Here is a 16,441-nt window from a genome sequence, read left to right as displayed (position 1 = left end):
TTAATTCATTTGTTCCCCCTGAAAAGCATGTCGTGAAACCCGCTGCTTTTTCATCAAAACTAACGAAATACCAGCAATTGTTGTGCTTGATTGAAATAAAGCAGCAACATATACTCCGGCAGAAAACTCAGATTGGAAGGAGTATGACATCATCAGTACAGCAAACAGAGACTGGAATGATAAAATTGGAGCATTCATACTCCAACGAGTTGCTTTTCCATAAGCTGTACCCAAAATAATAGCCAGTCCTCCACAGCCAATTAATCCAAAATTGGCATAGGATTCAGCTAGCAAACCCCAGCCAATAGTAGTTTTCACACTTTGTTCGTATGTCTGTAGTTTATAGTGTACGTTTAAAATACTTGTACCTTCGTGAGACCTGATTTTATTAGAGTTTAATATCCGAGGGACTAAAAGTTCTGGTAATATTGCATAGGTCGCTCCGTATAAATAAGATATGCTTTCGGGACTCTTGTCCTGAGCTAAAAGTAGCATTTGGATTACACTAGATCGTTCAACAAAAGAAGCTTTTTCTTCGGAATTACTAGGTAAATTATCTTCACTCTTATTTCTATTTATATAAGTTAGTGAATAGCCTATCCATTCAGAATACCATGCAGGATAATTCCATGGTTGAACATAACAAGAGCTGTTTTTAGCAAACCAATACTTAGACCTCATCTCGGATTTGCCATAGTGCAAAAAATTCAATATAACCAGAAGGATTATAATTGATATTATGGGTAGTTTTTTACGAGAAATAACAAAGGAAATTATAGCGAGCAAAGCGATGCTAGAAGCAGACACAAGCAACAATGTAACTGTACTTGTCACTAAATTGGCAATTAGAAATAATATAAACAATCTAGCCTGTAATTTTGATAATTCTTTTTTTCCTAATTGATAAGAAAGGACAAAAACACCTAGTGCGGTTAATCCTAAAATTGTACCGCGCACTACAGCAATTGTTCCTCCATTAATAGATTCAAGCCAGCCAGCATTACTATATACATTAAATAAAACACTGGTTATCAATATAAATAAGAAAAAGTTAATGCCTTTACGAATGTTCAAACTCCGATAAAACTTAGGCATTGGAGGAATAGATTTGACAAATCGGAACCAGACTAAGGTTCCTAGTCCTAGAAATCCAGCTACCGTCATACCAGCAAACAAATGGCTACTGGGAGAGTAAGTCATAACGGTTGGATGATTACTGACAAGAGGTAAGGCATAAGTCCAAAGGAAAGTGAGAGCAAAAAATGGGAAGATAGGCATTCCATGAGCGCGACCTGAACACCAAAGATAGCTAGGTATCAGAGAAGCAGTAGTAATCAATATTGCTCCAGCTTTACTAAGTAAAGAGGTATTTTCATTGAAGAAGATTTCAAAAGCAAAAAGCCCTAAAGCAATTATCCAAAATACTCTCAATAGCTGATCTTGTTTTTTCTTTGGGGGGCGAGGAAAGTATTCCCAAGGCTGAGGATTAGACTCAAAGTATCCGTTCATAATGATTTGTTAATTTTGGCAGTAGTAAGACAATTGTCAAATACACTACATTGCTTTTTAGTCATTTCTCTAGCGGTATAAGCTTGAAAAGCAGACCAGTTAGTTTCTGGTTTATAACCTTTTGGGATAGATAATAACCAATTGAGTTGGGCAGCTATCTTGGGGAGCAAATCTGCTGGTTTGTTTTGGGAAGTGAAGGTTACAGATTTACCAGCTTGGCAACTCTGTAATATATCGACTACAGAACTTTGCTGGTGAAAAATGGCCAGAACGGGTTTGCGGGCTAGAATACAAGGATAGAGTTTAGAAGCGGTATAGTCTGGGTCATCAGAACCAATCATTAGAATAGCATCGCTATCGACAAGAACTTGTAGCGCTTCAAAGTAAGGAATACGATGGACATGTTCCTGAACTAAGTCGGCAACACCTAATTCTTGAGCAATCGGCTCTACAGTTTTGACAGCGCGATTTCCTGGAGCATAACTAGTACCTACAAAGTGTAATTCAACTGCTTGCCATTTTTCAGGGTGATGGCGACGCTCTGACTGGATACCGAGAAATAGAGTCCGCAGTGCCAAAGCCATATCATTACCACCTCGACCTACGTAAACCCAATGACGTTTACCATCATGAGGGTTAAATATTTTTTGTTGAATATTCAGGTAGGGTAGTTGCTCAAAATCAGGCTCAGGCGCACCAAAGGGCAGAACAGTAAACTGTTCTGAAAGCAAATGTGGATAGCGCTGTTGTAGAGTTTTTGGATAGGCTGGTGATACGCTAATTACATGACTGACTTTGCTCATAGCTCTGGGTTCGAGCAGTTTTGCTTGGAGTTGAGAAAACCCATATTTCCAGCGTCCTCCTGGTGGAGGTGTGTCTGTCTGTTTGTAGTAATCGCTTAACCAGGGATCTTGAAAGTCCAAGACGTAAGGGATGCGGAAGTGGCGATACCATCGGCCACCCAGAGCCATTGTGATAAATACAGTTGTTGAAAAGTATATTAAATCAAATTTTGTTTGCTGAAGTAAGCGATCGCCAGCCTTGAGTAAATAGGGAAAACTTCGTATACCCAGGCTACCTATGCCAAGACGCTGAGTTTGTTGCAGAGGTAATGCCTTTGTATAAGTTACAGGGATGCGATCGGGAATTGTTTTTGCTAATAGAGAGTCTTCAATACCTGCAACATAGTCTGGTTGAACCGTGAGAACGTGAGGTTCCCAACCAAATTGTTCCATGTAGGGTAGAGACATTCTTACCCGTTGATGATCGGGGGCATTAATTGGTGGGAAGTGGGGACTTATGATTAAAACTTTATGCTTTAAAGTAGGATACATTGCATATTACAATTTAATTAGGCAGGAAAAGTCCGTTAGTATGACTTGGCCATTGACTTGGAGAATATATTTTACCTCGTGAGTCAAATAAGTAACAGCTATAGCCAAACTGAGAAAGATAATCTCGAATTCGCTGCCCATTTTCATCAGTCATCTCTGCGTAAATAGCTTTTATCCGTTGCTCCTTTAAAAAGGTTTCTGCACCTTGTAAGGCTGAAATCTCATAACCTTCTACATCCAACTTCCACAAATCTACTGTTGTAATAGAACGTGCAGTTAATTCGTCTTCTAGACGTACTATCTGAATTTTTTCACCTTCAGTTTCAGATATTTGGCTCCAAGCACCATGTCCCAAGCTATCTCCAATATGGTTGAGACGTAATTGAGCCACAGATGCACCAAGTCCTGCCTGAATTATTTCTACGGGCAGAGTGGTGTTAATTGCTAAACATTCTTTTAGCCAGTTGCCTGCTTCAGTACCGGGTTCAAATGCTAGTATTTTACCTTGCGGTAGCCACTGAGCTAAGTACATTAACATTTGGCCGATATTTGCACCTGAGTCTACAACAATACCATCGCTAGGAAGAAATTTTTTCGCCCAGTTTAGAAATGCTGCTCCTTCATATTTGCCATAAACAATCCAGCGATGGGTGCAATTTGTCAAATCAAGCTTCCAGGGAATTCCTGCTCCGGTTTCCACCCAACAAATGCCTTTTAATGCGATCGCCTCACCAAACAATCGTTCGCAAATTCCCAATTTATGTTTAAAATCCAGCGCTTGTATCCAAGTTAGAGGTAAAGGTAAAGAAATTGTTTCTATGCTCATCTTCTTTTAACTAAAACAAAAGGTTATGATAAAGTTTTTCGTACTGTTCTAAAATAACAGAAGCTGAAAAATGTTTTTCAGCCCGTTGACGACATTGATAACGATCAATATTTAGTAATTGGTTAACAGCAACAACTGCTTCATCAATAGTGTTAATCAAGTATCCGTCAATACCTTGACGTACAATCTCTGGTAATGCACCTCTGGGACAAGATATGACAGGAGTTCCACAAGCGAGAGCTTCAGCAAAAACAATCCCGAAAGGTTCCTCCCATTCTATTGGTACAATCATGGCAGCAGCTTGTCCTAATAAATCATTTTTCTGAGCATCGTTGACAGGTCCAACATACTCAATTCCATCTTTTCCCAAGTGAGGAAGGATCTCATCTTGCCAGTACTTTCCTGCTTCTCCAGTTGTAATATGATTACCAGCAATGATTAAGCTGCGTCCGGTTTTTTTAGCAATAGCGATCGCATTATGCGCTCCTTTAATCTGCTCTACTCTGCCGAGAAATACCAGTGGTGCATCGGGAGCTACCTTTGGTTGGAAAGTGTATTTTTCTAGTTCCACACAGTTGTGGATCGTATGCCAAACTCCCCCGGCAGTTCGTCCGATGCTACAAATATAATCACTACAACCTGTAAAAGTTAGAGAACCCTTAGCAAGCTTTGTACCCCAGCGAGTGGTGTGATAGCTGGGATCTCGCTGATAAGACATCACCTTGGGGAGGCTAGACGGTAACAGAGGTAATAAATAGAGGATGCGAGAGAAACTATGGATAATGTCGGGCTGAAACTTCTTTACTGCTGACCATAGGGTCATTGTATTCTGCAATGCATCAAATTTGTTTTGCGATCGCTTCCCTGGCCAAGGAAAGAATTGAGTTACTTTTGAGGTTGAGTCAGGGTGAGCAACTAGTCCCACGGTGTGGCCACGAGTTTGTAATCCTGTAACCAATAAATCAACAATACGTTCAATACCACCATAAAGTTTTGGTGGTACTGGAAGTTCCGGATCGGCAGTGAGTAGAATACGCATTTTAGGCTGCCCAACGCTTATCAGATATTAGAGAACTATGATGTGATACAAAAATGAAATCTGTTTGCCAAAGAGCCATGAATACTAGTGAACCACAAATAAACTCACCCAATACCGACAATACCGAATACTTCAATAAACCTAATCGAGGATCGGCAGGAATAAAAATAGAAGCTAATCCTAAACTTATAGCTATAAGATTTATAGTGCTTTCTATCATAAATAAAAAATGATAAGAGCTAAGTAAAATTTTTGCTGTTAACCAGAAATTTATAAGCTTCTTCTTGCAGGATTTTTGATTTTAAAATTAGCAGAGACGATATTGGTCTTCTTACGATAGTCATTAGAAACCTTAACTTGAGGTTTAGAGGACACATTGACCATAATATCTTTGCTTCTGTAAACACAAGTGCAGTAAATAGTAAAGATGTGTATAGTTGCTTTTGAGATGTAAATGCTTTTTGCCAAAGAGAATGAGCTAACTGTTGTCTCATATCAACCATATCAACATAAACTGTTTCAAATATGGAGCCAATTAACAAAACTTGGTAAGATCCCCATTTTGAGACATCAGAAGACCTATAAGAGTCAATAGTTTCAGCGTAATTTACAAGTGGTTTTTTTACTAGCAATATAGGATGTGGGATAACCCGTTCTCGAAAATGCTCAGTTACGTCTATAGGAATTGACTGTGGTGTTTGCCAACTAGGTGAGTTTTTTGTCTTCCAAAACATTGAACTATTACATATTTTAGCAGAACCACATTTGTCTAATAAATTAGATTCGAATAATTCAAAATCGTTGTCATATTCCCAAATTGTTTTTTGCGTATTTAACCAGCTACCATCTGGTTCCTCTTTCCAGATAATTTCATTGGCACAAGCAAGTTCTACATTAGGAAAATTAGTCAATGCAGATATCATACACTGTAAAAAATCTTCTTGATACCAATTATCATCTTCAAGTAGGCAGGCATACTTAGTGTCTTGCGCTCGAAAAGCATAGTTAAAATTTTCTGTGCCTCCTCTATGAATCATTGGTTGAGATAGAAATATCCTAGAATCATTTAGATTTTTGATAACTTGGTTGACGCTATCATCTGTCGGATCGTCATTAATAACTTCTGCGATCCATGATGTATGAGTTTGCTTAATTAAACTTTTTAATGCTCTAACCAAAAGATGCGGTCTTCTATAAGTCACGATATGCACTTTTACAGTGTGTTGCTCGGTCATTATTTTGATTTCCCTCTAATGTCTTGAAAAAAGTACATTAAAATACGACAATCGACTGGGATTCTTCCAAATAACCTGATCGTAAATAGCTGTTATTTGATATCCATAGACTTTCAAGTAATCATTTATTAGTGCAAGATTAGTATGGCAGTTATCATTTTCTAAAATTGTTGACTCAGCTAGAATAAAGTTTATCTTGTTGCTTGCTAGGCTTTGCTTTGCCCCTTGTAAGACCTTAACCTCGTATCCTTCTGTGTCAATCTTGAGTAAGTCAATACTAAGTATGTTAGAAGAAGATAAAAAATCGTCAATAGTGACGACTTTAATGACCTCTGAATTTTTTTCTTCTTTTACCAGCAACCTGTTATTTAGAGAATGAGTTTGTGAATCTGACTGAAGTCGAATATCAACAGTTTCTTCTTTATCTCCTAATGCAAAATTATAACAATAAATTTCGGGGTACTTTTCGACGTTCTTTTTTAGATGTTCAAAGTTATTTTTTACTGGCTCGAATGAATAGATTTGTGCTGATGGAAATTTTTTTCTAAAGTCGATTGCCGTTTCACCCCGATGAGCGCCACAATCAAATATTATTTTTAAATTACGTGAATCAAGTCGGTTAAACATGTCATAGGAAATATCTATACCTGCTGACAAACCCTTGAGTTGGCGAACTATCCATCCTCTATTAGAGATTTTATTTTTAATTTCTTCTTTTAATGCTGTTAAAAAGTTATTCATAAATTTGGATAATGACGACTAGGGTTTTTCCGAGCATCAGTCACGCATAAAAATTTTCTGATGATCGCTATGAAGCTTTTTCTGTTAGGGACTCAGCCCAAAAATTAAAATGCAGATTAGCTTATTTTGTTCAAAGCTAGTTTAGCTAATGCAGCGACATCAAGAACAGAAGGAGATGTTTCTGAGGCTAGGATTAGTTTTTGTCTGACTAAAGATATATCATATTCTGAGTCCTTGCCACATAAATAAGAAGAATACTCGTTTATTGCATCGAATCTAATCACATTGCCTTTTTGCCATGTGTATCCTCTACAACCTGCTTCAGTGGTTAGCACAGGTATTTGCCACTCCAGCGCATCAGCTAGCTTAGTGCTACAGCCGCGAGACCATATAAATAAAGGATGAATAAACCATGTCCAAGTTGATGCTTCATTTTTAAGGTCTTCGTTATCAAGGCGACCTAGATATTTAACGAAATGAAACCGCTCTTGTAAATATTTGCCAAGTTCTTTTGAACTACTGACTATTCTGATAGTTCCTTCAAAATCTTTCCTAGTTTGCAAGTTAGTCAAAATACTTAGCAGTCCTTCATAGTTTGGTTGATGATCTAATGTGCCAACAAACCCTGCACGACCAGCAATCGGTCTCCAGTCTAGAGGCTTTGGTAAAATAATGCGAGGCAGCCAACTTACGGACTTTGCGCCTAGCCAACGCTCAAATGCGATTTCTTGCTCACTTAATGTAAATACATGATCTATATGTTGTCTAAGTTGCATCTCATCAAGAATTGTATTAGTTAGATGCGATCGCTTCCTTGGAGATATTGAAGTTTGATTCTGCGTTGCAAGAAAATCATCGACAAACTGCGCCCCATGGGATAGCAAGACAATCTTGACATCTGGTACAGCACTTTTTAAGTATGGTGCAATAGGTAACGCATCCACTTGATTGAGAAATACGTAAGGAATATGTTCTGATTGAACTTGTGCAATTAAGGCATCAATAAAAGACTGCGGAATGCGATTATAAAAGCTCGATGGTTTAAGTTTACGGAAAATTCTCGCCTGCCATCGGCGATCTATTTCATACGCTAAAACTTCTAAGCTCCATCCTGCCGCTTCAATAACTTCTTGATATTCCTTTGTGCAGCGCTGCACTCCACCAAAAGCACTATTAACATAGACGGAGAAAGTTACAAAAAGACCTTTCTTTATTTTGTTTGGCAAATTATTTCCTCTTTTTTCTAGCAATTAAAATTATAAAAATGACTGCACTGGAGTTAATAAACTATTTAGTAATTTATTTGATAGCGATACCGATAGTAAAATCTTTGCAAATTCATTGCAGCCTTCCAGCCAAAAATATCTCTTAAGACTCTAAATAGTGAGCCACCGCCTGGCTTGACATCACAACCGCCAAGTTCAGTAATTTTCTTCTCTGCATATTGCACTAACTCTGGTAAACGATGATAAGCAAGAAAAACAAAGTGCTGCCAAGAGCAAGCAGCAGCATAACGTGTCCGATCGCTATTTTCAACACTTAATAATCGTTCTGTACTGAGTCGAATGACTTCATATTGAGACCACAAGGCTTTTTCAGAGCGTTGTCCACTCAAGCTAGGGTTTCCTGAACGATAGTACCATTTAGCTTCAGGACAAAAAACTAAGCGCCTACTGGCAAGTACGGCTCTTGTAAAATATTCCATATCATTATTCAGTGTTAGTTCCTCATGCCATAAGCCAGTCTTTTCAATGATTTCTCGTGGATATAGCCAAGAGCCTGGGGGCATTGTTCCGTGACCTGTCCAACATTCCACTAGCCAAGCAATGGGATCATCAAAGTCGCACCAGTCGTTATTGGGTACAAATTTCGCGGTTAACAAATCATTGTGATAAAATCTTGCCCAGGGTGCGATCGCCAGAGTACCGCTAGGTTCTTCTAAAAGACGCTTAATTTGTACTTCAATTTTTTGTGGTTCTAAAATGTCATCAGCATCAAGGTATTGAATAAAGTCACCCTTTGCTTCTGCCAAACATCTGTTTAAGGCGGCCGTTTGTCCTTTATTTTGACCTTGAGAAATCACTTTTACACCCTTTGATTTGTAGCTTTTAGCGATCACTAAGCTGTCATCTTTAGAGCCATCATCAACTAATATTATTTCTATATTTCGCCAAGTTTGATTTAGAGCCGAGTCTAGAGTTTCTCGCAGATATGGCTCGGCATTGTAAACAGGTATGAGTATTGAGACTAATGGACTTATTGACATTTTAATTGTTATTTGTAGCCAATTTTAAAGAGCTAAATGCTGATTGCGGACTGAATTCTTGAGTATTATTTAGATAGCCCGTAAAATCTTGCCCATTCACATGCAGCAACAATTTTAGAGTCTCTCAGACCCTGTAATTATTTGCTGGCGAAGCTGTGGCTTAAAGAATCTAATTAACCACTCTCTAAAACGAATAGCAAAATAAGGATTAAAATTACATAATAGCCGGAATAAAGCACTTAAATGATTAGGAGTTTTACTGTGAAGGGAGAAAGCTAGATTTACACAGCTATCAGCAGTTTTCCAGTCTAAATAAGCAGCAGAAACTCCAGCAATTCCCCAAAGTTTTTTAGAAATTTCATGAGAGTATTTCCCTTTGAGAGATTCAGATACCTTCCGCATAACATGAAATTGTGCTTGAGCACATTGAATTTGGTTAGCAGAGGACATAGAATTAGCTCGATAGTAATTAATGATTGTAGTTGTCGGTTCAGCCGCAAATTTTAAACCTGCGATCGCCATCCGACAATGGAATGCTACATCCTCGTTGTAAAGTACTAATGGATCAGTGTCATAACCACCTGCCTGTAGGTATGCCGAACGGCGATACAACCCACAAAAGGGATTAATTTGTTGTCGAATTGTGTATGCGATCGCATCTCGTCTCAATTCAGCATCATTAAACTTGCAAATACCGAGTAACTCTCCAGTATCATCCCGTCGCCATTCATAATTGAATAGCACAACATCTGGCGGATTCTCTAACGCCATCCATTGATGAGCTTGTTCTACAAAATTTGGATATAGGGCATCATCAGCATCATGGAAATGAATCCACTCACAAGTTGTGAGTTCTGCTAGCACATTTTTACCGTGAGAACAGCCGCGATTTATTTCTCCTCTAATAACTTTAGCTCCAAACTCAGCAGCGACTTTCCCCGTTTCATCGGTGCTGCAATCGTCATAAACCCAGATTTCATCGAACGGAATTGTCTGTGCTAAGGCAGACTCAAGTAATCGTGGTATGTAAGCTGTAGCATTGTAAGCAGGAATACATAAAGCTAAGGAAGGATTAGTCATAGCTATCAACTTAGAAATTTTTGCAGACTGCGTTTCCACAGATAATTACTCAACTCACGCAAAGGTAAACGATCAAGAAATGCTAATGGTTTTCCTAAAGGCTGTGTAGGAGAAACAGCATCAATTAACCAAGAATTAGGACGAATTGAAAATCTACCATTATTGATCAGCTTTTGATAAATTTCAATTCTTTGTTGGGCAATTTTAGTCGGTGCAAGTTTTGTCTTGACAGTTTCTTGAGCAGCCTTGCCGATTTCTTCTCGTTTTGCGACACTCCAACTCAGTAGAGTATTCAAGCCTTTTGCTAAACTTTGGGGATCACCTACTTTAAAAGTTAAACCATTGACTCCATCAGTAATCAAATCTGCTGCTCCAGCTCCCTGAGAACACAATACAAGCTGTCCTTGAACCATGCCTTCTATACAGGTGTAGTTAAATACGTCCCAAATAGAAGGTACAAGTATGAAATTTGCCATCGCTTGAAGTTGGCAAGTTTTTTCTGGAGAGAAAGTTCCTAATGGCTGAATTTTTGTTCCCCAAATATCAGGATAAGTCTGTGTAAGATAGGCAGACATTAAAGTTTTTGAATCCCGATAAACTGTATCACGACCAATCCAGTCGATAGTAGGTGATTTTTCTCCAAGTAATCTTAGGGTCTCACAGAGAATTGTTGGCCCTTTCCAGTACTGAATTCGCCCTACCACTAAACCATTGGCAGATTTATCTAATGGTTTAGTAATAGGCTTAGATGACAAAGCTGGGGGAATATAGGTAACATCTCGGCCAGTCATCTTTTGCCAAATCTTAGCATTAGACTGACTGTTAGCTTGTAACTCATCTGCTAGCGATAGTAGGTTTAATTCTAATAAACGAATCAAACTACCTTGGAGTTGATTATCAATTTGAGGATCATAAAAATCTATTTGACCAATGCTGGCATGAAGTTGAACAACTGTGGGTGGGCTGTTTTCTGAGACAATCCAAGGGGCAAATAACATACCCCAATCTGTTGTTTCAACTAAGTCGTAGTCTTTACCTCCGTTTACTTGTTCCCATATTGTCCAAGCAGCTGCAAGATGACGTTGAAATTCTGGAATTGCATGGTAACGATTAAATTTTGCAAGATTAGCATTTACTGCTTGGGGTTTGAGAAATTCTATAGTTAATCCGTTTACCTGATAGTCGGTTATTGCTGGTGAAAAGGCACTACCGACTACTACACGAACTTGATGTCCTTGACGAGAAAGTTCTGGTAGCAGGTTACTGTAAAAAGTAGCTATTCCACCACCAGAGCAAGGTGGATATTCGGGGATAATGAATAGTAATTTCATGCAATCACCGAATTCCAAAAATTATCAATTTTAGACTTGAAAAATTGGTATTTTGCTTTTCCTCAAGTGTATAGCAATAATTTATATACATCTTCTGTAATTCTGATATAGGTAGATAAAATATATGATTAATCAATTTATAAATATTATTAAAATCCATATAAATAAAATTTGTTTTTAATTTGTATGTTTATTTATAAAACGTCATATCATTTCTGATTAATATTAAAATATCTTATCAGGTAACTCAGACACGAACTGTGAATGAATACGTTCTGGATTGAATTCATCAAGAGCAAACTTCTGTGTTTGCTCAGATATTTGCATCCAACTTTCTTGGTTTGTCAGCTTGACTATAGTATTCAAAATTTCTGCATTATCTAGTTGGGTAATGTGTGCAAGCCACTGGGTTCTCTCAGCCCACTTAGATATGGCTGTAGAGCGAGGTGACAGGATAAGTATTGGTAAACCTAATTTTGAAAACTCAACTAACTTGCTTGGAAAACTAGTGGCTGCCCAAGGTTGTTCAACTAGGGAAAAGGAGTAGGATACCAATATACAACTAGCGTTATCTGATAGAAAGCTGATAACATCTTTATTTTGCTCAAAAGGCTCGTGATATTTTACATTGGGGCATATATCAAGCAACTTAGTCAAAGTAGGATTATCACCAGAAGCAATGATTAAAAGTATTCCATTTATTTTTTGCAGACTTTGAGCAAGGATTAGAAAGTTAGTAAATTGAAATGGATGTAAGCTTCCAGCATGAGCAACAACAGGATGGGACTGGAAATTACTTTTCCATTCCACAAAACTGCAATCGATTTTTTCAGGAATAGGATAAAGAACAGAACTTTTTTCGGTATTGTTAAGATTGTAAACTTTTGCAAGCTCTGACGAAACTGGCCAGATTCTAGCTGCTTTGTTAAGTATAGTTAGAGAGCGTTGCCTAATGCGGCAACGTTCGTCTTCTGATTTTGCCCATACTTCCTCTTGATCGTGAATTATGACTGATAGAGGAACGTTCCAACTTTGTGATAAATGCAAAGCTAATAGAGGATAGATATCCCAAAGACACGTCAAAATTACTGATGGTCGCTCTTTTACTAGATATTGCTCACACTCCCATCGCCAAAGAGGTAGACGCATTTTTAATAGCCCTGAAATTTCCCGTCTAACAGGAGGCCACCACCATTTGCGACCAGTTAAAGGAATAATTTGCCACGAACTGGAAAATTTATTTGTATTCCTTAGAGAGGATTCTGGCACTACAATTGATATTTTCCAGCCTTGAAGCTCAAGTTGGCTGAGATGTCTTTTTAAAATAATAGGACTACCAGTTCCTGGCATTGGTGGTAGGAAAGAAACTAAAAGAATATGCTTTTGCATTATTTTTGCCTATTCATAGCATTTACCAAGGACTCACTGAGGAGAATGTCTAAAATGGGTGTTGCTGCAAATGGACAATTTTCATTGATGCGATCGCCTGTGGAGATCGCTCTACAATCATTGCTAAACTTGTTTTTATAGCTCAATGTATCGTTTTGCTTGTAGTTCCAGAGGATACTGCTGAAGAAAGATCAAGAAGTTAGTTCCCTCAGCGCCATCTGTAATCCTCTCTGAGAAGCATTGTAAAGACGACGATGGTTAGGAGCTAAACGCCAGCGAACATAATATTGAAAAACTTTTCTTCGCCAAGAGATTTTTGTGGATACTTCGCCTCTAATAGAATGTAAAATAGTGTGCGAATAACTCAGTCCTTCAGCTAATCTTTCAAGATAATCCAGTTGCAGGCGAAAGGCTGGAATCAAATGGGTCATTTTAAGCGCTGTAAATAGACCCGTGCCTAAACCCACATCACAAGCTGTATAAGCTAAATCTGAGTCTCCACCGGAAGTTAACTGCTTGCCCTTACGATCTAAATTGATTCGCTTGGTTTGAGTACACACTGATTCAGCATACTTTTCAGCCACAAATTTACGAATACAAAGCCCAGCGCCACAAGGCGTTGTTTCATAAAGCAAGTTTGACCACTTATCTTGATTAAATTCTCGAATTGCTAGCATTTCCCAATATTGCTTTGTCCATTCGGGTGGTTCAATCTCAAAATCTGGTCGTATTTTTCCACCCCAAGCACCAATAAATGGATAATTTTGACTAATTTGTAAAGCTATTTCAAGGTAGTCTGAATCTAGGACGTTATCATCATCAACGAAGATTAAAGTTTGCCCTAATGCTTCTTTAATTCCTCGTAACCGCGCAGGAGTTAAACCTAACTGCTCTTCTCGAACATAACATGCATTGGGGTGCCAAGTTAAATCAAATTCTGAGGACAGAATTTTATCACTAGCATTGTCAATTAGTAATAACTCCCATAAATTTATCGACAGAGTTTGTTTCTCAAGCGCTGCTAGCACTCTGTCCAAGTAATCTTTACGAGGATTATGGGTACAGATAATAACACTGACTAATAATTCCATATAAAATAATAACTATATTTTTGATATTTGTAGAACTAATTTTAGTAAAATCTTGCCTGGTGTTTTATCAAGTTTATTAGTTGTATAACCCCTTGTTTTCTCCCCATCTAACGTCTATCTTCTACAAGAAAATTACCGAAAGTAGCTAAAAACCTATATTTTAACCATTTAAAAATTTTGTATAGAATTGGAGTATATATTTGAAGTATGAGCGAGGCTTTAATTGGTAATATACTTAATACCCTATTGTTTAACAAGTCATTTAATAACCATTTGTTAATATATTTACGAGCGTTTTTAATATCCCCATTTTGCTTATAAGATATTACCAGATCAACATAATAGTTGGATAAGATAACTCTAACCTTTCTTTGATGTTTAGAATCCAAATTTAGATATTTACTAAAATATTGAAATAGTTTGGTTAACTCTTTAGTAGCTTCTAAACTACTTTTCCGAGACCAGTTACCTTCAGGGTGTTTTCTATACACACTCCAAAACTCGTCTATATATCCGATATTACCATGCTGGGCAAGAAAAACTTGCAGTGTCCAATCTACTAAATCTACATCGTAAATCCATTTTGGAAATTCATGTATTAATCCTTGCCGAAACATTATTGAAGCAGTTGGTATCATGTTTGACGATAGTATATCTTCAAGAGTAAAAACATTTTTATTTTTTTCAGTAGAAAAAGGAGATATTGTGCTGCCATCTAGATCAAGAATTAACGCATTATGAAAACACATTGTATAATCAGTGGATGAATCTAAAAATTCTACTTGTTTATGCAGCTTATAAGGAGAAATCCAGTAATCGTCTCCCTCTAGGAGAGCTATGTATTTACCTCGACAAGCTTTGAAAGTTTGAATAAAATTATCATGCATTCCCAGATTTTTTTCTGGTAGCAACAAGCGGATTTTATCTGGATATTCCTGTTGATAGCGAATGAGAATATCTCGCGTATTATCTGTGGAACAGTCTTCACCGATCACAATCTCATAGTCAAAATCAACTTGTTGCATCAGGGCGCTATCTAGGGCCTTGGCAATAAACTTATCATGATTATAGGCGAGCATTAATATGCTTACTTTCATAGAAAATACTATCGAAATAATGTTGAATCAAACAAATAGTCCTCAGATTTAAGTCTGGGACTATTAAGATTAAATCAGCCTTCGTTGACTAAATTATGCTAATTTGCGGAAGCAGGCTTCGTCTGTCTAATCACAATTTCTAATTGCCTGGTTTTCCTCGGTTAGATGCACCTCACCTGTCATCAATGTGTCTGTACTAACTCAGTAGCTGCGTACAGTAGTTTATCCTTCACTTCATGACTATGCTGAACTACAAACCGAATAATCTGACAGATTTTACTGATATCCTCTGGATCAACAGCAGTACCTGTTGGCATAACTAATACCCGTTTCCCTAAAGTTTCAGTTTCCGGAAGCAGCAGTCCTGCATGAGGAAAGTAGGAGCGATAAGGTTCCATACGATGGCATCCAGGATAAAAATAGCGTCGAGCTAAGATATTTTCAGCCCAGAGTATTTTTACCAGTTGATCTCGACTTATTTGGGTAATTTCCTCATTGATTTCTAACACAATATACTGATAATTTGATTTTTCAGCCTCATTGTATGTTAATAATTCAACACCTGGGATATCTCTAAGATCGCACTGGTATTTTTTGTAGTTGCGATAGTTAACAGCCACAAATTCGTCTAAACTTTCCAAACCTGTTAGCCCCATTGCAGCACAAATTTCGCTCATTTTGCCATTGGTGCCGATATAACTGACATTCTCAAATCCAGAAAAGCCAAAGTTTTTCATCAGACGAATTTTGCCAGCGAGTTCATCATTATTGGTGGCGACAGCTCCACCCTCAAAGGTATTGAAAAATTTAGTTGCATGAAAGCTGAACACCTCTGCATCGCCAAAGTTACCTATCATTTGTCCGTTGTAGGAACAACCAAAAGAATGGGCTGCGTCAAACATCAGTTTGAGGTTATGCTTGCGAGCTATTTCTGTTAGGGCTTCTACATTACAAGGTTGTCCCCACAGATGAACGCCAATGATTCCGGTCGTGCGGGGTGTAATCATTGCCTCAACCCGCCACGGATTGATAGTGTAAGTGTGAGGATCAATATCGCAAAAGACTGGAGTTATCTCTTGCCACTGTAATGCGTGAGCAGTAGCAATGAAGGTGAACGAAGGAATGATAACCTCTCCCGTGAGTCCTGCTGCTCTAATAGCAATTTCTAAAGCAACAGTTCCATTACACATAGGAATGCAATGCTTGACCCCAATCATGTCAGCAATGCGCTGTTCAAACTCCTGAACGTAGCCACCGTTATTGGTCAACCATCTTCTATCTAGCAGGTCGTTGATTCGTTGGAACAGGCGATCGCGGTTCCCAATGTTGGGACGACCCACATGTAGTTTTTCATTAAAGGCGGAATTCGCACCAAAAATTGCTAAGTCTTCCAATCGAGTTTTGTAAATCATTTGCTGTAACTAACCTTTTGTCTGATGTATGTTTACTAGGTAAGATAGAGAACTAATAGAGTTCTCGAACAATTGCTATTAATTAGTTTAA

At 38.0% G+C, this 16,441-nt stretch carries 14 protein-coding genes; all 14 read right to left on the bottom strand.

Annotated elements, in window-relative coordinates; all coding sequences use genetic code 11:
* Positions 1 to 1,509 (bottom strand): hypothetical protein, encoded by a 1,509-nt coding sequence (locus FBB35_RS23595; RefSeq protein ID WP_174711667.1) that lies wholly within the window; start codon positions 1,507 to 1,509, stop codon positions 1 to 3.
* The gene (locus FBB35_RS23590) at positions 1,506 to 2,843 is read right to left on the bottom strand and encodes a hypothetical protein (protein WP_174711666.1); all 1,338 of its coding nucleotides are present in this window, start codon (positions 2,841 to 2,843) and stop codon (positions 1,506 to 1,508) included. The genes FBB35_RS23595 and FBB35_RS23590 overlap by 4 nt, the downstream gene beginning before the upstream one ends.
* A gap of 13 nt (positions 2,844 to 2,856) precedes the next feature.
* Positions 2,857 to 3,669 (bottom strand): FkbM family methyltransferase, encoded by an 813-nt coding sequence (locus tag FBB35_RS23585; protein WP_174711665.1) that lies wholly within the window; start codon positions 3,667 to 3,669, stop codon positions 2,857 to 2,859.
* A gap of 10 nt (positions 3,670 to 3,679) precedes the next feature.
* Positions 3,680 to 4,708: a glycosyltransferase gene (locus FBB35_RS23580; protein WP_174711664.1), complete on the bottom strand. Its 1,029-nt coding sequence runs from the start codon at positions 4,706 to 4,708 to the stop codon at positions 3,680 to 3,682.
* A gap of 239 nt (positions 4,709 to 4,947) precedes the next feature.
* Positions 4,948 to 5,943, bottom strand: a complete 996-nt coding sequence (locus FBB35_RS23575; RefSeq protein WP_174711663.1) for a glycosyltransferase family 2 protein — start codon at positions 5,941 to 5,943, stop codon at positions 4,948 to 4,950.
* 15 nt (positions 5,944 to 5,958) lie between these two features.
* Positions 5,959 to 6,684, bottom strand: coding sequence for an FkbM family methyltransferase (locus FBB35_RS23570; RefSeq protein ID WP_174711662.1), 726 nt, complete (start codon positions 6,682 to 6,684; stop codon positions 5,959 to 5,961).
* Positions 6,685 to 6,800: 116 nt separating this feature from the next.
* Positions 6,801 to 7,910 (bottom strand): glycosyltransferase, encoded by a 1,110-nt coding sequence (locus tag FBB35_RS23565; RefSeq protein ID WP_174711661.1) that lies wholly within the window; start codon positions 7,908 to 7,910, stop codon positions 6,801 to 6,803.
* 65 nt (positions 7,911 to 7,975) lie between these two features.
* The gene (locus FBB35_RS23560) at positions 7,976 to 8,950 is read right to left on the bottom strand and encodes a glycosyltransferase family 2 protein (RefSeq protein WP_174711660.1); all 975 of its coding nucleotides are present in this window, start codon (positions 8,948 to 8,950) and stop codon (positions 7,976 to 7,978) included.
* A 114-nt stretch (positions 8,951 to 9,064) separates the two neighbouring features.
* Positions 9,065 to 10,030, bottom strand: a complete 966-nt coding sequence (locus tag FBB35_RS23555) for a glycosyltransferase family A protein (RefSeq protein WP_174711659.1) — start codon at positions 10,028 to 10,030, stop codon at positions 9,065 to 9,067.
* 5 nt (positions 10,031 to 10,035) lie between these two features.
* Complete coding sequence (locus tag FBB35_RS23550; RefSeq protein ID WP_174711658.1) at positions 10,036 to 11,361, bottom strand: glycosyltransferase family 4 protein; 1,326 nt, start codon at positions 11,359 to 11,361, stop codon at positions 10,036 to 10,038.
* A gap of 225 nt (positions 11,362 to 11,586) precedes the next feature.
* Positions 11,587 to 12,750, bottom strand: coding sequence for a hypothetical protein (locus FBB35_RS23545; RefSeq protein ID WP_174711657.1), 1,164 nt, complete (start codon positions 12,748 to 12,750; stop codon positions 11,587 to 11,589).
* 191 nt (positions 12,751 to 12,941) lie between these two features.
* Positions 12,942 to 13,841: a glycosyltransferase gene (locus tag FBB35_RS23540; RefSeq protein WP_174711656.1), complete on the bottom strand. Its 900-nt coding sequence runs from the start codon at positions 13,839 to 13,841 to the stop codon at positions 12,942 to 12,944.
* Positions 13,842 to 13,948: 107 nt separating this feature from the next.
* The gene (locus FBB35_RS23535) at positions 13,949 to 14,938 is read right to left on the bottom strand and encodes a glycosyltransferase (RefSeq protein WP_174711655.1); all 990 of its coding nucleotides are present in this window, start codon (positions 14,936 to 14,938) and stop codon (positions 13,949 to 13,951) included.
* Between the two features lie 182 nt (positions 14,939 to 15,120).
* Positions 15,121 to 16,350, bottom strand: a complete 1,230-nt coding sequence (locus FBB35_RS23530) for an aminotransferase class I/II-fold pyridoxal phosphate-dependent enzyme (protein WP_174711654.1) — start codon at positions 16,348 to 16,350, stop codon at positions 15,121 to 15,123.
* Between the last annotated feature and the right edge of the window lie 91 nt (positions 16,351 to 16,441).

The sequence above is a fragment of the Nostoc sp. TCL240-02 genome (genome assembly GCF_013343235.1).
Classification (GTDB): domain Bacteria; phylum Cyanobacteriota; class Cyanobacteriia; order Cyanobacteriales; family Nostocaceae; genus Nostoc.
The sequence above is the reverse complement of the archived record's forward strand: the minus strand, read 5'-3'. Positions and strand labels throughout refer to the sequence as shown.